At 70.3% G+C, this 17,465-nt stretch carries 16 protein-coding genes; 10 read left to right on the plus strand and 6 right to left on the minus strand.

Annotation, left to right across the window (positions count from 1 at the left end):
- Positions 1–9: 9 nt before the first annotated feature.
- The 3 genes from mdcA to madL all read right to left on the minus strand — a co-directional run bounded on the left by mdcA (position 10) and on the right by madL (position 2,979).
- Positions 10–1,656, minus strand: coding sequence for a malonate decarboxylase subunit alpha (gene mdcA / locus WS78_RS12330; protein WP_059580984.1), 1,647 nt, complete (start codon positions 1,654–1,656; stop codon positions 10–12).
- Positions 1,657–1,802: 146 nt separating this feature from the next.
- Positions 1,803–2,570, minus strand: a complete 768-nt coding sequence (gene madM, locus WS78_RS12335) for a malonate transporter subunit MadM (protein ID WP_038744824.1) — start codon at positions 2,568–2,570, stop codon at positions 1,803–1,805.
- A gap of 13 nt (positions 2,571–2,583) precedes the next feature.
- Positions 2,584–2,979 (minus strand): malonate transporter subunit MadL, encoded by a 396-nt coding sequence (gene madL, locus WS78_RS12340; RefSeq protein WP_038744823.1) that lies wholly within the window; start codon positions 2,977–2,979, stop codon positions 2,584–2,586.
- Positions 2,980–3,259: 280 nt separating this feature from the next.
- Between madL and WS78_RS12345 the strand changes: the two genes are divergently transcribed.
- The gene (locus WS78_RS12345; RefSeq protein ID WP_038744822.1) at positions 3,260–4,108 is read left to right on the plus strand and encodes a LysR family transcriptional regulator; all 849 of its coding nucleotides are present in this window, start codon (positions 3,260–3,262) and stop codon (positions 4,106–4,108) included.
- Between the two features lie 319 nt (positions 4,109–4,427).
- Positions 4,428–4,685: a DUF4148 domain-containing protein gene (locus WS78_RS12350; protein ID WP_038744821.1), complete on the plus strand. Its 258-nt coding sequence runs from the start codon at positions 4,428–4,430 to the stop codon at positions 4,683–4,685.
- Positions 4,686–4,773: 88 nt separating this feature from the next.
- Here the strand turns inward: WS78_RS12350 and WS78_RS12355 are convergent, their stop codons facing one another.
- Both WS78_RS12355 and WS78_RS12365 read right to left on the minus strand, forming a co-directional pair.
- The gene (locus WS78_RS12355; RefSeq protein WP_059580986.1) at positions 4,774–5,691 is read right to left on the minus strand and encodes a 3-hydroxyacyl-CoA dehydrogenase NAD-binding domain-containing protein; all 918 of its coding nucleotides are present in this window, start codon (positions 5,689–5,691) and stop codon (positions 4,774–4,776) included.
- Between the two features lie 282 nt (positions 5,692–5,973).
- The gene (locus WS78_RS12365; protein ID WP_038744818.1) at positions 5,974–7,839 is read right to left on the minus strand and encodes a phosphoenolpyruvate carboxykinase (GTP); all 1,866 of its coding nucleotides are present in this window, start codon (positions 7,837–7,839) and stop codon (positions 5,974–5,976) included.
- 210 nt (positions 7,840–8,049) lie between these two features.
- On the opposite strand from WS78_RS12365, the gene WS78_RS35815 reads away from it, so the two are divergent.
- The 5 genes from WS78_RS35815 to WS78_RS12400 all read left to right on the plus strand — a co-directional run bounded on the left by WS78_RS35815 (position 8,050) and on the right by WS78_RS12400 (position 12,220).
- Positions 8,050–9,174, plus strand: a complete 1,125-nt coding sequence (locus WS78_RS35815) for a hypothetical protein (protein WP_156437599.1) — start codon at positions 8,050–8,052, stop codon at positions 9,172–9,174.
- Positions 9,175–9,318: 144 nt separating this feature from the next.
- Positions 9,319–9,756 carry an Hsp20/alpha crystallin family protein gene (locus WS78_RS12385; protein ID WP_038744815.1) on the plus strand — a complete coding sequence of 146 codons (438 nt, stop codon included), beginning with the start codon at positions 9,319–9,321 and terminating at the stop codon, positions 9,754–9,756.
- Positions 9,757–9,787: 31 nt separating this feature from the next.
- On the plus strand, positions 9,788–10,189 hold the full coding sequence (locus WS78_RS12390; RefSeq protein WP_059580992.1) for an Hsp20/alpha crystallin family protein: 402 nt from the start codon (positions 9,788–9,790) through the stop codon (positions 10,187–10,189).
- Between the two features lie 301 nt (positions 10,190–10,490).
- Positions 10,491–10,688 carry a hypothetical protein gene (locus WS78_RS35820; protein WP_145986785.1) on the plus strand — a complete coding sequence of 66 codons (198 nt, stop codon included), beginning with the start codon at positions 10,491–10,493 and terminating at the stop codon, positions 10,686–10,688.
- A gap of 74 nt (positions 10,689–10,762) precedes the next feature.
- Positions 10,763–12,220: an aminotransferase-like domain-containing protein gene (locus WS78_RS12400; RefSeq protein ID WP_038744846.1), complete on the plus strand. Its 1,458-nt coding sequence runs from the start codon at positions 10,763–10,765 to the stop codon at positions 12,218–12,220.
- Between the two features lie 23 nt (positions 12,221–12,243).
- On the opposite strand, the gene WS78_RS12405 is transcribed toward WS78_RS12400, so the two are convergent.
- Complete coding sequence (locus tag WS78_RS12405; protein WP_038744845.1) at positions 12,244–12,432, minus strand: DUF2970 domain-containing protein; 189 nt, start codon at positions 12,430–12,432, stop codon at positions 12,244–12,246.
- A gap of 656 nt (positions 12,433–13,088) precedes the next feature.
- Here WS78_RS12405 and WS78_RS12420 point away from each other — a divergent pair.
- From WS78_RS12420 to WS78_RS12435, 3 genes are all read left to right on the plus strand, one after another.
- Entirely contained in the window at positions 13,089–14,882 is a 1,794-nt protein-coding gene (locus tag WS78_RS12420) for a nitrite/sulfite reductase (protein ID WP_059580998.1), read from the plus strand.
- Entirely contained in the window at positions 14,879–15,355 is a 477-nt protein-coding gene (locus WS78_RS12425) for a DUF934 domain-containing protein (protein ID WP_082717309.1), read from the plus strand. Before WS78_RS12420 ends, WS78_RS12425 begins: the two co-directional genes overlap by 4 nt.
- A gap of 513 nt (positions 15,356–15,868) precedes the next feature.
- Positions 15,869–17,236: a DUF2242 domain-containing protein gene (locus WS78_RS12435; protein ID WP_059581046.1), complete on the plus strand. Its 1,368-nt coding sequence runs from the start codon at positions 15,869–15,871 to the stop codon at positions 17,234–17,236.
- Positions 17,237–17,465 lie beyond the last annotated feature (229 nt).

Here is a 17,465-nt window from a genome sequence, read left to right on the forward strand (position 1 = left end):
AAACGCTCCTCACCAATTGCGGAATCGGGACGGCGGCGCGTACAGGCCGTCCGACCAATGCACGAGATCCTTGATCGACCGCGCGGCGAGAAGCCGCCGGTCGGCGTCGAGCGGATCGACGCCGAGATCCTCCGGGCGCTGGATCACGCCGCGCTCGCGCAGCCGCTCGACGAGCCGGCGGTCGCGGCCGCGGCCGATCTCCGTGTAGCCGGCCACGCCGCGAATCGCGTGCTCGCGCTCGTCGGCGTCGCGGCACAGCAAGAGATTCGCGATCCCTTCCTCCGTGACGACGTGCGTGACGTCGTCGCCGTACACCATCACCGGCGCGAGATCGAGCGCGAGCTTGTCGGCCAGGCGCAGCGCATCGAGCTTCTCGACGAACATCGGCGCGTTCTTCTCGCCGAACGTCTCGCCGATCTGCACGACGAGCTTGCGCCCGCGCCGCAGCGCCGCGGGCGTCGCCGGATCGGCCTCCTCGCCCGCCTTGATCCACGGCTCGCTCGGGTGACGCCGCCCGCGCGCGTCGCTGCCCATGTTCGGCGCGCCGCCGAAGCCCGCGATCCGCTCGGCCGTCACCGTCGACGAATGGCCCGCGAGATCGATCTGCAGCGTCGAGCCGATGAACATGTCGCACGCGTAGAGGCCCGCCGTCTGGCAGAACGCGCGATTCGAGCGCAGCGAGCCGTCGACGCCCGTGAAGAAGATGTCGGAGCGCGCGCGGATGTAGTCGTCCATCCCGACTTCGGAGCCGAAACAGTGGATCTGCTCGACCCAGCCGGATTCGATCGCCGGAATGAGCGTCGGATGCGGATTCAGCGCCCAGTGCGTGCAAACCTTGCCCTTGAGCCCGAGCCGCTCGCCGTAGGTCGGCAGCACGAGCTCGATCGCCGCCGTGTTGAAGCCGATCCCGTGATTGAGCCGCTTCACGCCGTAGCGCGCGTAGATGCCCTTGATCGCGAGCATCGCGGTGAGGATCTGCGTCTCGGTGATGCCGGCCGGATCGCGCGTGAAGAGCGGCTCGACGTAGAACGGCCGCCCCGCCTCGACGACGAAGTGCACGCGGTCGCCCGGAATGTCGACGCGCGGCACGCGATCGACGATCTTCTCGACCTGCGCGATCACGATGCCGTCCTTGAACGCGGTCGCCTCGACGACGGTCGGCGTGTCCTCGGTGTTCGGGCCGGTGTACAGGTTGCCGTCGGCGTCGGCGCTCACCGCGGCGACGAGCGCGACGTGCGGCGTCAGATCGATGAAGTAGCGCGCGAACAGCTCGAGATACGTGTGCACCGCGCCGATCTCGATCTTGCCGCCGAACAGCAGCTTCGCGATTCGCTGCGACTGCGGGCCCGAATACGCATAGTCGAGCCGCTTCGCGATCCCGCGCTCGAACACGTCGAGATGCTCGGGCAGCACGACGCCCGATTGCACCATGTGCAGATCGTGCACCTTCGCGCTGTCGACGGCGGCGAGCGCCGCGGCGAGCAGATCCGCCTGCTTCTGGTTGTCACCCTCGATGCAGACGCGCTCGCCCGGCCGCAGCACCGCCTCGAGCAGCGCGGTCGCGTCGCGCGCGGCCACCCGCTTGCGCTGCGCGAGCGGCGCGGCCGCCGCGAGACGCGCGGCGCGCGCGGCGCGGGCGTCGTTCCATCCCGTCATAGAGTCGCCTCCTGCGTATCCGTCCGGTAGGTTCTGCGGCATTGTAAGCCGCGCCGCCGCGGCGATTGATGACGTTGCGTGATGCGACTCAGTGGCGCGCGCGATGGATCGGCCGGCGCGGCCGCATGCGATCCCGCGCGCGGGCGTCACGCCCCCACCGCCGCCTTCGTCGCGAAGAACAGCAGCGACGGCCCGAGCAGGCATCCGACGCCCGTATGGAACGTCGCGATCAGCGCGCCGTACGGCACGAGCCGCCGATCGGTCGCGGCGAGCCCGGCGCTCACGCCGCTCACGGTGCCGGCGAGCCCGCCGAAGATCATCGCCGCGCGCGGCGTGCGCAGCCCCATGAAGCTCGCCGCGAACGGCGTGCCGACCATCACGATGATCGCCTTCACGAGGCCCGTCGCGATGCTGAGCGCGATCACGTCGGAACTCGCGCCGATCGCCGCGCCCGTCACCGGCCCGACGATGTACGTGACGGCGCCCGCGCCGATCGTCGTCATGCTGACGGCGTCCGAATAGCCGAACGCGCGCGCGACGCTCGCGCCGACGACGAACGGCAGCACCGTGCCGAGCAACAGCGACGCGAGCCCGATGAGCCCCGCCTTGCGCGCCTCGGCGGGCTGCACCTCGAACGCGGTCGCGACGATCGCGAAATCGCGCAGCATCGCGCCGCCCATCAGGCCGACGCCCGCGAAGAGCGGCACGTCGGCGATCCCCTTCTCGCCGCCCGTGTACGCGCCGCCGACGTACGCGAGCGCGAGACCGATCAGGATCGCGATCGCCGAGCCGTGCACGCGGCCGAGCGTGAGCTTCTTCGACAGCGCCGCCGACGCGAGCATGATGCAGCCGACGAGCGCGAACGACGCGACGAGCCCGTTGTGCGCGACGACTCTTCCGAGCATGTCGATCATGGCCGGCTCCCGCTCAGTTCTCTTCGGGCCGCGGCAGCGCCGCGAGCGTCGTCGCGTCGCGCCCGACGCGCGCGAGCACCGCGATGCAGACCGCGCACACGGCGGCCGCGCCCACCGCCGACAGCAACGCGACGGGCCCGCCCTTCAGCGCGGCGACGACGTTCTGGTTGGCCGCCATCGCGACGACGACCGGGATGTACATCGCCCCCCAGAACGCGACGCCGGACTCGGTCTCCTTCGGCAGCCAGCCGCGCCGATGCAGATGGAGCTTCAGGCCGATGAGGAGCAGCATCGCGATGCCGACGCCGCCGACGTTGGTCTTCGCGCCGATCGCGGCGCCCAGCAGATCGCCGAGGAAGAGCCCGGCCAGATGGCAGAACGCGAGCAGCGCGGTTCCGTAGATGATCATGCGTGTCTCCTGATTCCTGATGATGGATCGTCGCGGCGCGAGCGCCGCGGCCCGGCGGCTCGTCGTGCGAGCGCGTTCTCGGGCGGCAATGGCAATGCATCGGCGACGGGGTGAAGACCCGGCGGCCCGCCGCGCCGGCTTGCCGTAGACTGGCGGCGGCGCAGCCGCCGACGCCGCGCGCCCGAAAAGCGGGCGGCGCGACGGCCGGGCCTCGCACATCGTAGTCCCGCCGCCCGCGGCCATTTATGAAGTTGTCGAATTCGATTCAGTGGGTTTAGCAATGCGTCCGTTACCGCCTGAACTGCTGCGCAGTTTCGTCGCCGTCGCGCAGACGGGCAGCTTCACCGCCGCGTCCGAGCGCGTGAACCTGTCGCAATCGACGGTCAGCCAGCACATCCGCCGCCTCGAAGAGCTGCTCGACCGGCCGCTCTTCGAGCGCGACACCCGCAACGTGCGGCTCGCGCCCAACGGCGAGGCCCTGTTCCGCTACGCGGTGCGCATCCTCGAGCTGATGGACGAGGCGGTCGCGTCGGTGTGCGGGCCGCCGCTGTCGGGCAAGGTGCGGCTCGGCTTGTCGGAAGATTTCGCGCTGACGCACCTGACGGCCGCGCTCGCGAGCTTCCTGCAGCGCAACCCGGACGTGGAGCTCGAGATCGCGACGGGCCTGTCCGGCGAGCTGTTCGACGCGCTCGACGCCGGCCGGCACGATCTGGTGTTCGCGAAGCGGATCGCGGGCAGCCGGCGCGGGCGCGTGATCCGCACCGAGCCGCTCTACTGGTGCACGGGCCCCGATTCGCCGCTCACGGGGCGCGAGCCCGTGCTGCCGCTCGCGCTGCATCCGGAGCCGAGCGTGTCGCGCAAGCGCGTGCTCGAGACGCTCGACGCGATCGGCCAGCCGTACCGGATCGCCGTCGCGAGCAGCAGCATCGCGGTGCTGCGCGCGGCGGCGAGCGCGGGGCTCGGCATCAGCGCGTTCGCCGGCTACGTGATTCCGCACGGGCTCGCGAAGCTCGAAGCCGATCTGCCCGCGCTCGGCGATCTCGAATACGTGATCGACCGGCCCGCGAACGCATCGCGCCCGGCGCTCGCGCTCGAGGCGACGCTCGTCGCGGCGGCGCACGAGTTCTGACGGAGCAAAGCGGTCAGCGGCGGCGGCATCGCTGGCCGCGAACGGATCGCGCGGCGCGATTCCGGCGCGCGACGGCTTCGCCGATTCGGACATGCGCGTCGCGCCGCAAGCCTCGCGCACCGCCTCCGCGGCCTGAGCGGCCTGCGCCGCCTACACGGCCTCCATGGTCTCCGCAGCCTGAGCGGCCTCGCCCGCCGCCTGACAAAATCGCCATGATGCGGTCATCGTCCGCTCAGGCGCGCCCGTCCAGAATGCGACTCGACGGAACGCGAAGTCATGGCGCTTCGCTTTCCATCCCGTCACCTTTCTGGAGCTTTCGATGAATACGCTACGCTTTCTCGTCGCGGCCGCCGCCGTCGCGGCGTCCGTGCTGACCGCGACGTCGGCGCTCGCATCGACGTCCGACGCGGCCCAAGGCAAGACCCGCGCGCAGGTGCGCGCCGAGCTGATCCAGGCGTACCGCGACGGCGTGATCCCGACGCCGGACGGCGACTATCCGCCGAGCCAGGCGACGATCGACGCGAACCGCGCCCGCCTCGCGGCGGCCGATCCCGCATGGGCGCGGGAACAGCAGTGATCGCGCGGCGAACCGCTCGCGCCCGCGCATGACGCGACGCGCGCCCCGTCGCCGCCGAAGCACGCGCCGCGCGAACCGCTCGCGGCGATCAGGGCAAGAAGCTGCCGCGCCGCGCGTCGATCAGGTCGACAAGCAGGCGGTCGCGCTCCGCGCCGAGTTCCCGCATCGAGCGCGCGCCCTGAATCTCGCGCAGCGCGTCGATCAGCTTGCGATCGACGTCGGGCGAAAACGACGGCGCGCCGAGATCGTCCCACCAGCTCGCCATCGGGCCCGACAGATGCTCGAGGAAATGCGCGATGCCGCCCTCGCCGCCGCCGAGATGATAGACGAGGCCCTGCCCCATCAACGCCCAGCGCAGGCCGGGCCCCCACGACACGGCCTTGTCCGCGTCCTCGACGCTCACCACGCCTTCGCCGACCAGGTGATACACCTCGCGAAAGAGCGCGGCCGCGAGCCGGTTCGCGACGTGGCCCGCCATCTCCTTGTTGAGCACGATCGTCACCTTGCCGAGACCGTCGTAGAAGCGCTTGGCCTGCGCGATCGCGTCCGCCGACGTCGCGGCGCCGCCGACCAGCTCGACGAGCGGAATCAGATGCGGCGGGTTGAACGGATGCGCGACGAGACAGCGCTCGGGATGCGCGCCGCACGCGCTCTGAATGTCCGACATCCTGAGCCCCGACGAGCTCGACGCGACGAGCACGCGCGCGGGCAGCAACGCGTCGATCCGTCGATACAGGTCGCGCTTGAAATCGAGACGCTCGGGGCCGTTTTCCTGCACGAAATCCGCGCCGTCGAGCGCGGCGTCGAGCGTCGGCTCGAACGCGAGATGCGATGCGAGCGACGCGGCGCGCGCGCCGAGAAAATTCGCGAGCGCGGCATCGAGCCGCGCGCGCGCGTCGGGCGCCGGATCGGTCACGGCGACGTCGAAGCCCTTCGATAGATAAAACGCGGTCCAGCTCGCGCCGATCACGCCGGCGCCGACGACGGCGATCCGTTGAATCTTCATGGGCGGTGTCTCCTGGGTGTTCGAATGCGCGCACGATTGTCGCATCGAACCAAGGTGGCCGCGCGCGGCGCCCGCTCGAATCGCTTGCCGCCGGCTGCGCGCGCGCCGCCGCGTGCGCGCGGTCGGCGAAACAAAAAACCGCACGAACGCTGCTGCGTCATGCGGTTCTTCGCTTTCGCGCGATCGATCGGCGGCGCGCGCGTCGCGCGTGATGCGCCGCGCGTCACCTATCACGCATCACGCATCACGCGTCGCGGCTCGCGCCGCGCCCGGCTTCGCCGCTCAGTCGCCGAGCCTCGACTCGATCCTCGCCTTCGTATCGGCGAGCGCGCCCGGCAGCCGCGCGCTCAGCTTGTCGAACAGCTCCGCGTGCAGCGCGAGCTCGTCGCGCCATTCGGCCGGATTCATCGACGTCACCTGCGCGTACTGCGCGGGCGAGAACGCGAGCCCCTCCCAATGCAGATCCTCGTAGCGCGGCGTGAGCCCGAACGCATGCTCGACGCCCGCGCCCTTGCCGTCGATCCGGTCGAGCATCCACTTCAGCACGCGCATGTTCTCGCCGAAGCCCGGCCACACGAAGCGGCCGTCCGCATCCTTGCGGAACCAGTTCACGCAGTAGATCTTCGGCAACGCCGCGCCCGACGCCGCGAGCGTCTCGCCGAGCGACAGCCAGTGCGCGAAGTAGTCGCTCATGTTGTAGCCGCAGAACGGCAGCATCGCGAACGGGTCGCGCCGCACGACGCCCTGTTGCCCCGCCGCCGCCGCGGTCGTCTCCGAGCCCATCGTCGCCGCCATGTAGACGCCCTCGACCCAGTCGCGCGCCTCGGTGACGAGCGGCACCGTCGTCGAACGGCGGCCGCCGAAGATGAACGCGTCGATCGGCACGCCGGCCGGGTTCTGCCAGTCGTCGTCGATCGACGGACACTGCGACGCGGGCGCCGTGAAGCGCGAGTTCGGATGCGCGGCCTTGCGCCCCGTCTCGCGGCCGATCTCCGGCGTCCATGCGTTGCCCTGCCAGTCGGTGAGCCGCGCGGGCGGCGTGTCGGTGAGCCCCTCCCACCAGACATCGCCGTCCTCCGTCAGCGCGACGTTCGTGAAGATCACGTTCTCCGTGAGCGTCGCGAGCGCATTCGGATTCGTCTTCGCGCCCGTGCCTGGCGCGACGCCGAAATAGCCCGCCTCCGGATTGATCGCGTAGAGGCGCCCGTCGCGGGCGGGCTTGAGCCATGCGATGTCGTCGCCGATCGTCGTCACGCGCCAGCCGTCGAAGCCTTTCGGCGGGATCAGCATCGCGAAGTTCGTCTTGCCGCACGCGGACGGGAACGCCGCGGCGATGTGGTACTTCCGGCCCTCGGGCGAGGTCACGCCGAGAATCAGCATGTGCTCGGCGAGCCAGCCTTCGTCGCGGCCCATCGTCGACGCGATGCGCAGCGCGAAGCACTTCTTGCCGAGGAGCGCGTTGCCGCCGTAGCCGGAGCCGAAGCTCCAGATCTCGCGCGACTCGGGGAAATGCACGATGTACTTGGTCGGATTGCACGGCCATGCGACATCGCTCTCGCCCGCGGCGAGCGGCCGCCCGACGCTGTGCACGCACGGCACGTATTCGCCGTCTTCGCCGAGCGCGCCGAGCACGTCGCGGCCCATGCGCGTCATGATCCGCATGTTGACGACGACGTACGGGCTGTCCGACAGCTCGACGCCGATGTGCGCGATCGGCGAGCCGAGCGGCCCCATCGAGAACGGCACGACGTACAGCGTGCGGCCGCGCATCGCGCCTCGAAAGAGGCCGCCGAGCGTCTCGCGCATGTCGGCGGGCGCGACCCAGTGATTGGTCGGGCCGGCGTCGTCGCGATGCTCGCTGCAGATGAACGTGCGGTCCTCGACGCGCGCGACGTCGGACGGATCGGACAGCGCGAGAAACGAGTTCGGCCGCTTCGCCGGATTGAGGCGCACCATCGTGCCTTGCTCGACCATCGCGTCGCAGAGGCGGTCGTATTCCGCTTGCGATCCGTCGCACCAGACGACGCGATCCGGCTCGGTCAGCTCCGCGATACGCGCGACCCAGTCGATCAGGCCGCGGTGCTTTACGTAGTCGGGAACGTCGATCGGAATGGTGCGCGTCGCCGCGACCACGTTGCTTCGGGTCATGAGAATGTCTCCGTGTTGTAGAACCAGAATTCCGTGCGCGCGCCGCGCGACGACGCGCGCGGCGGCTGGCGTAGCGGCGCTACGCGATGGCTGGTGGCGACGCATGCGCATGCGCGCAGCGTGGGCGTCGCACTCCACGTTCCGACTCCGAGAATCGAGGAGCGTTCGTTTTTTTTGGGGGTGGGAACGATTGTATCGCCAAGCTTGCTCATGCACCTGCCATACGATCAAGGTGAAGGCCAGCATACCATCGCGATGCGCGTGCCGGCGCTGCACCGCAGCAAGCCGCGGGCGCCCGGCGCGACGCGCGATCCGCTCGCGACGAACGCGCGCCGGCCCGCTCGCCGAGCGCAATTGGAGCAATCCAGCATAAGCCCGATGCGCGCCGACGCGGGTTATTACCGACGCGAATGCGCGCTCCGGCCTCCGCGGCGCAAGCGCGGCGACGCGTGTCGGCCGCGCGCGCATGGCCTGTGTGCGCATGGCCTGTGTGCGATGAATGACATTCGCGAGAATTCCCGATACGGCGCGGCGCGCGAACGTTCGCCTTCGTTGCGCGCGCAAGCGACACGTTTCGGCGCGTCGCACGTTGCCGTCGTTCGGCAAGCGTCCGGCCATGTTCGTGCGCTCTGGACGGTGCGCGTCCGGCGCGCCGATCGCGATTCGAATCCGCACGGCGGGAACGCGGCGAACGCGACGCGCGCCCCGTTCCGTCGCCGACATGCTTTTCTTCTACTCGGACGTGCGTCACGCGCGCGCCGCGGACGGACGGAGCCGATGCCGGTTCGATGTTCGATGGAACTGAAACGCGCGCGATGCAGGCGCGTCGGCGAACGAATTCGCCTTGGCGGTCGCGAAGCGACGGGACGAGACGGCGCGAGGCGGGACGCAACACGACGCGACATGGCACGGCATGGCACGGCATGGCACGCATCCATGATGCGCATGCACGACAGCGAACTCGTTTGCTTCGTAACGCCCGCCGCTGCGTCGCCGACACCGGCGCGACGAAGCGCCCGGACACGTGTGCTTGCGACCACGAGTGCGGCGCCTCGCCACGTCGTCACGTCGCCCTCGTCGCTCGGCCGCACCGCCACCGCCATCAACATCAACATCAACATCAACATCGACCTTCGCGAGCACCGCAATCCGCAACCTCCGCGCCGACTATGCGACACGGCCTCGATGCCGCAAACTCGATGCCGCAAACGCGCGCGAAACCGGTCCCGATCGCGGGCATCCGGCGCAGTCCGCCGCACGTCGTCGAACGCGAGCCGCTACGCCGCACGTCGCCCCGCGCATCGATCGTCGCACCGATCGCCGCGCGCCTCTTGAAATCGCGCTCGCCGCGCCTATCTTCGAGACGCTGACGCAGCCGCACCCGCGCGCTGCCTGTTTCGACCGATATGTCACGGCCACGCGAACGGACCGGCACGCATGCCCTCGCGTTCGCAGGCCGCGTTCCAGGAGGACACGACCATGAGCGATCTCTATTTCGGCGCCGATCTTTTCAACGAGTTCGATCGTCTGCATCGACAGATGGCGAATCTGTTCGGCGGCTCCCCGTCCAGCCTTCGCGCGAGCCGGCTCGGCGCATTCCCGCCGCTCAACGTCGGCACGACCGACGATTCGATCGAGATCGTCGCGTTCGCGCCCGGCATGCGCGCGGCCGACTTCGACGTGTCGATCGACAAGGGGCTGCTCACGATCAGCGGCGAGCGCAAACCCGTCCAGCAAGCAGACGCCGACGCGCGCGCCTATGCGCAGGAACGCTTTCGCGGCGCATTCCGGCGCGTCGTCGAGCTGCCGCAAAACGCCGATCCCGACAAGGTCCGGGCCCGTTACGAAAACGGCTGCCTGCTGATCAGCGTCGGCAAGCGCGAAGCGTCGAAGCCGCGCGCGATCACCGTTCAATGAGCCCCGCCCGCCTCGAATCAAGGAGCCGATCGTGAATACCAGCCATTCAGTTGCAGAACGTCAATCCGCCGCGCCGTCTCGCCGTGACGCGGGCGAAACATCGCGCGCGATCACGGTCGCGCCGGCCGTCGACGTGTACGAAGACAAGCACGGCGTGACGCTGTGGGCCGACCTGCCCGGCGTTGCGAAAGAGGGGCTCGAAGTGAAGATCCACGACGGCCATCTGTCGATCGACGCGCACGCGGCACTGCCGATGCCGGCGGGCCCGCGCGCGCAGCACGTCGAAGTGCGCGAGCCGCATTTCGCACGCACGTTCCGGCTGAGCCCGGACTTCGACACGGCGAGGATCGAAGCGAATCTTCAGGATGGCGTATTGAAGCTGACGATTCCGCGGCGCGACGCAGCGCAGCCTCGGCGCGTCGAAGTGAAGTAACGTCGCGCCGGCGCACGCGGCCGCACGAGCATGAATGCGGCCGCGTGCGTGCCGCGCGAGCCACGCGCGGCACGCACGATTCTCCGGCGCGTCGAAACCCGGGCGGCCCAGCGAGAAATCCGCTCGATCCGCCGCTCGTCGCGCGATGCCGCCGAATGCAAGCGCAGGCGCTGGCCGTCGCGCATAGGCTCAAACGCGCCGCTCAAACGCGGCCGGTCGCGGCCGCTGCACGGAGCGGATCACGGATCGATCGATGTTCCCGGTGCCGCGCGCTCGCGATGCTAGCCGGAGGATGTCCTTCTTGAACATCCATCTCGTCGCGCTCGACCGCGACGCCGTTCGCGAAGCCACTGCCTCGCCGACTGATGAAGCCCGGGTGCCGTACGAACGTGCGCGCCATGCATCTCGATTCGAGACGGCGCGCTGCAACGCGCGCGCCGCGCCGCTCCTCCTTCGCCACGCAGCGACTTTTCTTTTGTCGGCCGGCATAAGACAATGAGCGGCCGCGCCGGCGGCGCCGGCCGCGCCAATCGGCCGCCGCCGGCGCGCCGCCGCTCAACCCGCCCTTCATCGATGAAACGTTACGAAACGCTCGCCCGCACGATGGCCGGCGACATCCGGTCCGGCAACATCGCGGCCGGCACGCGCATGCCGTCGCTGCGCCAGTTGATCGCCCAGCATCGCGTCAGTCAGTCGACCGTGTTTCGTGCGTATTACCTGCTCGAGCAGTGGGGCTTGATCCGCGCGCGCGAACGCTCGGGCTACTACGTCGCGCACGGCGCGCAGGCGAGCGCCCGCGCGAACGACGGCCAGCCGGCGCCGGGCGGCCGGATCGCGCGCGCCGCCGCGCCCGCCGAATCGCGCAAGGTCGACATCAGCGATCTCGTGTTCTCCGTGCTCGAAGCCTCGACGCATCCCGGCATCGTGCCGCTCGGCTCCGCGTTTGCGTCTGCGCATCTGTTTCCGCTGCCGCGTCTCGCGAAGTCGCTCGCGCAGGCGACGCGGCTCGTGAGCCCGCGGAGCACCGTCGTCGACCTGCCGCCCGGCAGCGAGCAACTGCGCCGCCAGATCGCGCTGCGCTACCTCGGCATCGGCGTGCCGCAGCCGATCGACGAGATCGTCGTGACCGACGGCGCGCTCGAAGCGCTCAATCTGTGCCTGATGGCCGTCACGCGCCCCGGCGACGTGGTCGCCGTCGAGGCGCCCGGCTTCTATGCGGCGCTGCAGGCGATCGAGCGGCTCGATCTGCGCGCGGTCGAGATTCCCGTCGATCCGCGCACGGGCCTCGACCTCGACGCGCTCGCCGCGGCGCTCGACCGCCATGACGTGCGCGCGTGCTGGTTCATGACGAACTTCCAGAATCCGACGGGCGTCACGCTGTCGGTCGACAAGAAGAAGGCGCTCGTCGAGATGCTCGCCGCGCGCGAAGTGCCGCTCATCGAAGACGACGTCTACGGCGAGCTGCACCACGGGCCGGACTATCCGCTGCCCGCGCGCGCATTCGACAAGCACGGGCTCGTCATGCACTGCAGCTCGTTCTCGAAGACGCTCGCGCCCGGCTACCGGATCGGCTGGGCGTCGGCCGGGCGCTTCGCCGAGAAAGTGCGGCGGCTCAAGCTGATGACGACGCTGTCCGCGAGCACTCCCGCGCAGGTCGGCATCGCCGACTATCTCGAGCACGGCGGCTACGATCGGCACCTGCGCAAGCTGCGCGGCGCGCTGCGCGGCCAGATGGGCCGGATGAACGAGGCGCTGATGCGCCACCTGCCGCCCGACGTGCACTGGACGCTGCCCGACGGCGGCTATTTCCTGTGGCTGGCGTTTCCCGATGCGATCGACGCGATGGCGCTGCATCGCGAGGCGATCGGGCGCGGCGTCAGCGTCGCGCCCGGCCCGCTCTTTTCCGCCGCGCATGCATTCGAGCGCTGCGTGCGGATCAATTTCGGCCATCCGTGGAGCGCGAGCGTCGACGATGCGATCCGCATCGTCGGCGAGCTCGTCGCGCGGCCGTCCGTGCGCAAGCGGCGCTGACCGCTCGCGAGCCGGCGCCGCGCTCAGCGCATCACGGTGGTCGCGACCTTCGCCATCGCGAACAGGAAGCCGCCGAAGCACGCGGCGAGCAGGATCGCCATCACCGGCACCCACGGCAGCTTCACCGACGCGAGATCGGCCTGATGCTCGGCCCCCTTGCGCACGCCGAAGAAACTCCACAGCACCATCCTTAGCATTCTCGTCAAACCCATCGCCATTCTCCGACATGGCGGCGCACGAGTCGCGCCGCGTTCCATGCGCATCACGGTAACCGCGCGCGGCGAACGATAAAAGCAGCAGTTCGCGACTGATTTTGCGCAGCAGCTTCGTGGTGGCGGTCGGTAGTCGGTAGTCGGTAGTCGGTAGTCGGTGGTCGGTGGTCGGTGGTCGGTGGTCGGTGGTCGGTGGTCCGTGGTCCGTGGTCCGTGGTCCGTGGTCGGTGGTCCGTGGTCCGTGGTCCGTGGTCGGTGGTCCGTGGTCGGTGGTCGGTAGCCGGCGGTCGGTGGTCGGTAGCCGGCGGTCGGCGGTCGGCGGTCGGCGGTCGGCGGTCGGCGGTCGGCGGTCGGCGGTCGGCAGTCAACGATAAGCGGTCGCCTCTTCGCCTTCGAACCTCCGCGCCCGGCCGCATCGCGGCCATCTCCCGGAGGCGTCGGCGCCCGTCGTGCTCGCCGCCGCTCGCCGCCGCCCCACCGCCATCGCGCGCATCCCGCGATACCGCCGCGCCTCCCGCATCTGCTGCGCAAGATTCGCCCGCAACTGCTGCTTGTTTCGCGCAGCCGCGCTCCCTACGCTTTGAGGTCTTTGCGCCGCCGCGGCGCAGCGCAACCGATGCGCACCGCCGCGCGACGCCTCACCGCATTTCCCGGCCATGTACCGATATACCGAATTCGACAGGGCGTTCGTCCGAAGCCGCGCCGCCCAGTTTCGCGACCAGCTCGAACGCTGGCAGCAAGGCGCGCTGAGCGAGGACGCGTTCCGCCCGCTGCGGCTGCAAAACGGCTGGTACGTGCAGCGCCACGCGCCGATGCTGCGCGTCGCGGTGCCGTACGGCGAGCTGTCGAGCGCGCAGATCCGCATGCTCGCGCGCATCGCGCGCGACTACGACGTGCCGGACCCGGCGCTGCATCGTGCCGCGTGCGACGCGCAGGCGCGGCTCGGCACCACGCGCCTGCCGACGCAAAACGCACACTTCACGACGCGCACGAACGTTCAGTTCAACTGGATTGCGCTCGCGAAGGCGGCCGACGTGATGGATCTCCTCGCGAGCGTCGACATGCACGGCATCCAGACGAGCGGCAACTGCATCCGCAACATCTCGTGCGACGAGCGCGCGGGCGTCGCGCCGGACGAAGTGGCCGATCCTCGGCCGTTCGCCGAGGTGATGCGCCAATGGACGACGCTGCATCCCGAATTCGCGTTCCTGCCGCGCAAGTTCAAGATCGCGATCACGGGCGCGGCCGAGGATCGCGCGGCGACCGACTGGCACGACGTCGGCCTGAAGCTCGTGCGCGACGCGGCGGGCGAGCTCGGCTTTCGCGTGAGCGTCGGCGGCGGCATGGGGCGCACGCCGATGACGGCGACGCTGCTGCGCGCGTTCCTGCCGTGGCGGCACGTGATGAACTACATCGAGGCGATCGTGCGCGTGTACAACCGCTACGGCCGCCGCGACAACAAATACAAGGCGCGCATCAAGATCCTCGTGAAGACCGAAGGCCGGCGCTACATCGACGACGTCGAAGAAGAATTCCGCCAGATCGTCGAGCACGACGGCGGGCCGCACACGATCGCGCAGGCGCAATTCGATCGCGTGAGCGCGTCGTTCGTGCCGCCCGTGCCGCCGCAGCGCTCGACCGATGCCGACGTCGCCGCCGCGCTCGCGCGCGTGCGAACGCTCGCCGACGCGCAGCCGGCGTTCGCGCGCTGGCTCGAGCGCAACGTCGCGCCGCACCGGGAGCCTTCGCTGCGGATCGTCACGCTGTCGTTCAAGCGCCGCCATCAAGCGCCCGGCGACGCGTCGCCCGAGCAGCTCGACGCGCTCGCGCATCTCGTCGAGCGCTTCTGCGCCGGCGAGGCGCGCGTCACGCACGCGCAGAACGTCGTGCTGCCGTGGGTGCGCGTCGACGATCTGCACCCGCTATGGGAAGCGGCGCGCGACGCGGGCCTCGCGAGCGCGAACGTGCGCCTGCTGACCGACATGATCGCGTGCCCCGGCGGCGATTTCTGCGCGCTCGCGAACGCGCGCTCGATCCCGATCGCCGATGCGATCGCCGAGCGCTTCGACGATCTCGACGAGCTGAACGACATCGGCGACGTCGATCTGCACATCAGCGGCTGCATCAATTCGTGCGGCCATCATCACAGCGGCCATATCGGCATCCTCGGCGTCGACAAGGACGGCGACGAGTGGTATCAGGTCACGCTCGGCGGCTCCGACGGCGCGGCCGCGAGCGGCCCCGCGCAGCCGGGAAAGGTGATCGGGCCGTCGTTCTCGGCCCACGAGATCGTCGACGTCGTCGAGGCGATCGTCGCGACCTATCTGCGCATGCGGCGGCCCGAACGCGGGCGCAGCGAGCGCTTCATCGACGCGTACCGGCGCGTCGGCCCGGAACCCTTCAAGGCCGCCGCGAACGCCGCGCGCCACCCGGCGACGAGCGCCGCATGAGCACGCCGAACCGCCTGCGCCTGCTGAGCGCGAGCGCCCACGACGACGAGACGCGCGCCGCGGCCGCGATCGCGAACGGCGACGCGGCGCTCGCCGTCGCGAACGACGAGGACCTGACGCCGCTCGCGCCACGCATCGCGCGCGCGGCGCGCATCGATTTGCACTTTCCGGCGTTCACTGACGGCCGCGCATACAGCCAGGCGTATCTGCTGCGCAAGCGCCTCGGCTTCGCGGGCGACCTGCGCGCGACGGGCGACGTGCTGATCGATCAATTGCTGCAGATGGAGCGCATGGGCTTTTCGAGCGCGGTGCTCGCCGACGACGCGGACATCGACGCCGCGCGGCGGCAGCTCGAGCGGTTCGGCGGGTTCTATCAGCGCGGCGTGGCAGCGCACGCGCACACGCGCCCGCCTCCGGCTGACGACGACGCCGCGCCGGATCGCGCGACCGAACGGACGACACCGCATCGATGAAGCGTCGCGGCATCCGTCGCGTCCGGCGGACGCGCTGCAGGCAAGCGTCCGAGGTTTCCGGAACGTCGGCCCCGCCCCCCCGAAACCACCGCATCCGGCGCGGCGCGCGTGGCGAAACGGCGGCCCGCCGTGCGCCGAACGACCCGGGAAATTCGCTGGCATGCGGGCGTCGAGCCGCGCCGGCAATTGCGGGGAATCCGCGCGGCCGATGCACGCCGGGCCCGATGATTCGACGTCGCATCTTGCGTGCCGCGGCCCGACCGTTCGCTTCGAAAGGCGTCCGAAAGTACGGCGCGCGTTGCGCCAGATCGCGCGTTCATGCTGCCGCGCACCAAGAAAACTTATAATAGCCGGCTCGCCAAGCCACATCGCGTCAGCCTGATCGGCGCGCGGAAGGCCGCTCGGATCGCCGCCGCGGCTCGCACGCGCGGCCGCGCCGATCGGCAGCGCCCCGTCCGCGCGTGCGCGCGGGCCGCGGCGCGCCGCACGTGGCCGGCCACTTCGAATTACGCCATGCACAACCGATTCCGACCGTTCCTCGTTCCGTCCGCCGTTGCGATCGCGACCGTGCTGTCCGCCTGCTCGTCCGCGCCGAAGCCGCTGTATCAGCAAGAACAATTCGACGCGACCGCGAGCCCTTACGCGCGCACATTCCACGAAAAATCGGCCGCGACGTGCGAAGCCGCGCGCCGCGCGCTGTTGAGCCAGGGCTACATGGCAAGCGCGACGCGCGCGGATGCGATCGAAGGCAGCAAGAACTTCCAGCCGAGCAACGATTCGCACGTCGTCATCGAATTCCACGTCGTCTGCGCGGACGCGGACGCAGACGGCACGTCGAGCATCGCGTACGTGAACGCCGTGCAGGATCGCTACTCGCTGAAGAAGAGCAATACGTCGGCGAGCGTCGGCCTGAGCGTATTCGGCTCGCTGTCGCTGCCGATCGGCTCGAGCGACGACGCGATGGTCAAGATCGCGAGCGAAACCATTCCGGCCGGCGTGTTCTACGAGCGCTTCTTCAATCTCGTCGACCATTTCCTGAAGATCGACCCGACGCGGCGCGACAAGGCCGCCGTCAAGGCGGCCGAGAAGGAGCGCGTCGCGCCGCTGCCGGAGCCGGAGGAAACGGCCGAAGGCGCGCCGATGAAGATGAAGACCCCCGCCGTGCCGACGCCGCCCGCGCAGCCCGTGCATCCGGCCGAGGCTGACGGCGCCTCGGCGGCCTCGGCGGCTTCGGCGGCGGCATCCGCATCGGCAGCACCCGCCGCCGCATCCGCGCCGGCGCAGAAACCCGCGCCGGCGTCCGCTGCGTCAGCGTCTTCGTCTTCGTCGTCTTTGTCTTCGGCATCCGCTTCGGCACCTGCGGCGGCCGCATCTACGCCAACGGCATCGCCCGCGCCGGCATCGGCCCCCGCACCGGCTTCCTCGCCGTCGCCGTCGTCCTCGCCTTCGCCTTCACCTCCGCCGTCGTCCGCGCCAGCGCCGGCGTCCGCGCCGGCCTCGCCGCCTGAGACGAGCCACCCGTCGTCGATCGCGCCGCCGACGGCGCCGGTCGCGCCCGCGCATCAACCGGCGCATCAACCCGCGCGGCAGCCGGCAACATCGGCATCGCTCGATGCGCCGCTGCCTGTCGCGCCGCCGCCGCTGATGCCGCTGATGCCGCTATCGACGCCGTCGCCCGGCGCGCAGCCCCCGGCGAATGCCGCGCAGGCGGCCTCTCCGACAGCCACGCTCGCTCCCACGCCGACAACGACGGCGGCAACGGCCGCAGCGGCGACAGCAGCGACGACCACTACAGCGTCGGCATCGGCGCCCGCGACGGCGAACGCCGCGACAACCGAAGCCGCAACGCAATCCAACGCCAACGGCGTCGACGCGCGCTGATCGCGCTACCCGTCGGGCCCGCACGCCGCACGCCGCATGTCGCTCACCGCACCTGACGCATCGGCCCCGAGGCGCGTCGCCATCGACCGCCGGCAACCCGGCTCGCAGCCTGCGCCGCGGCGTCGCTCTTGTCGCTCTTGCCGCTCTTGTCGCCCTCGTCGCCCGCGTCGCCCTCGTCGCAGGCATGCGGCTTCGGCGCTCCCTTCGCGGCTCACTTCGCCGCTTATCT

Source organism: Burkholderia savannae (genome assembly GCF_001524445.2).
In the GTDB taxonomy this organism is placed as follows: Bacteria; Pseudomonadota; Gammaproteobacteria; order Burkholderiales; family Burkholderiaceae; genus Burkholderia; species Burkholderia savannae.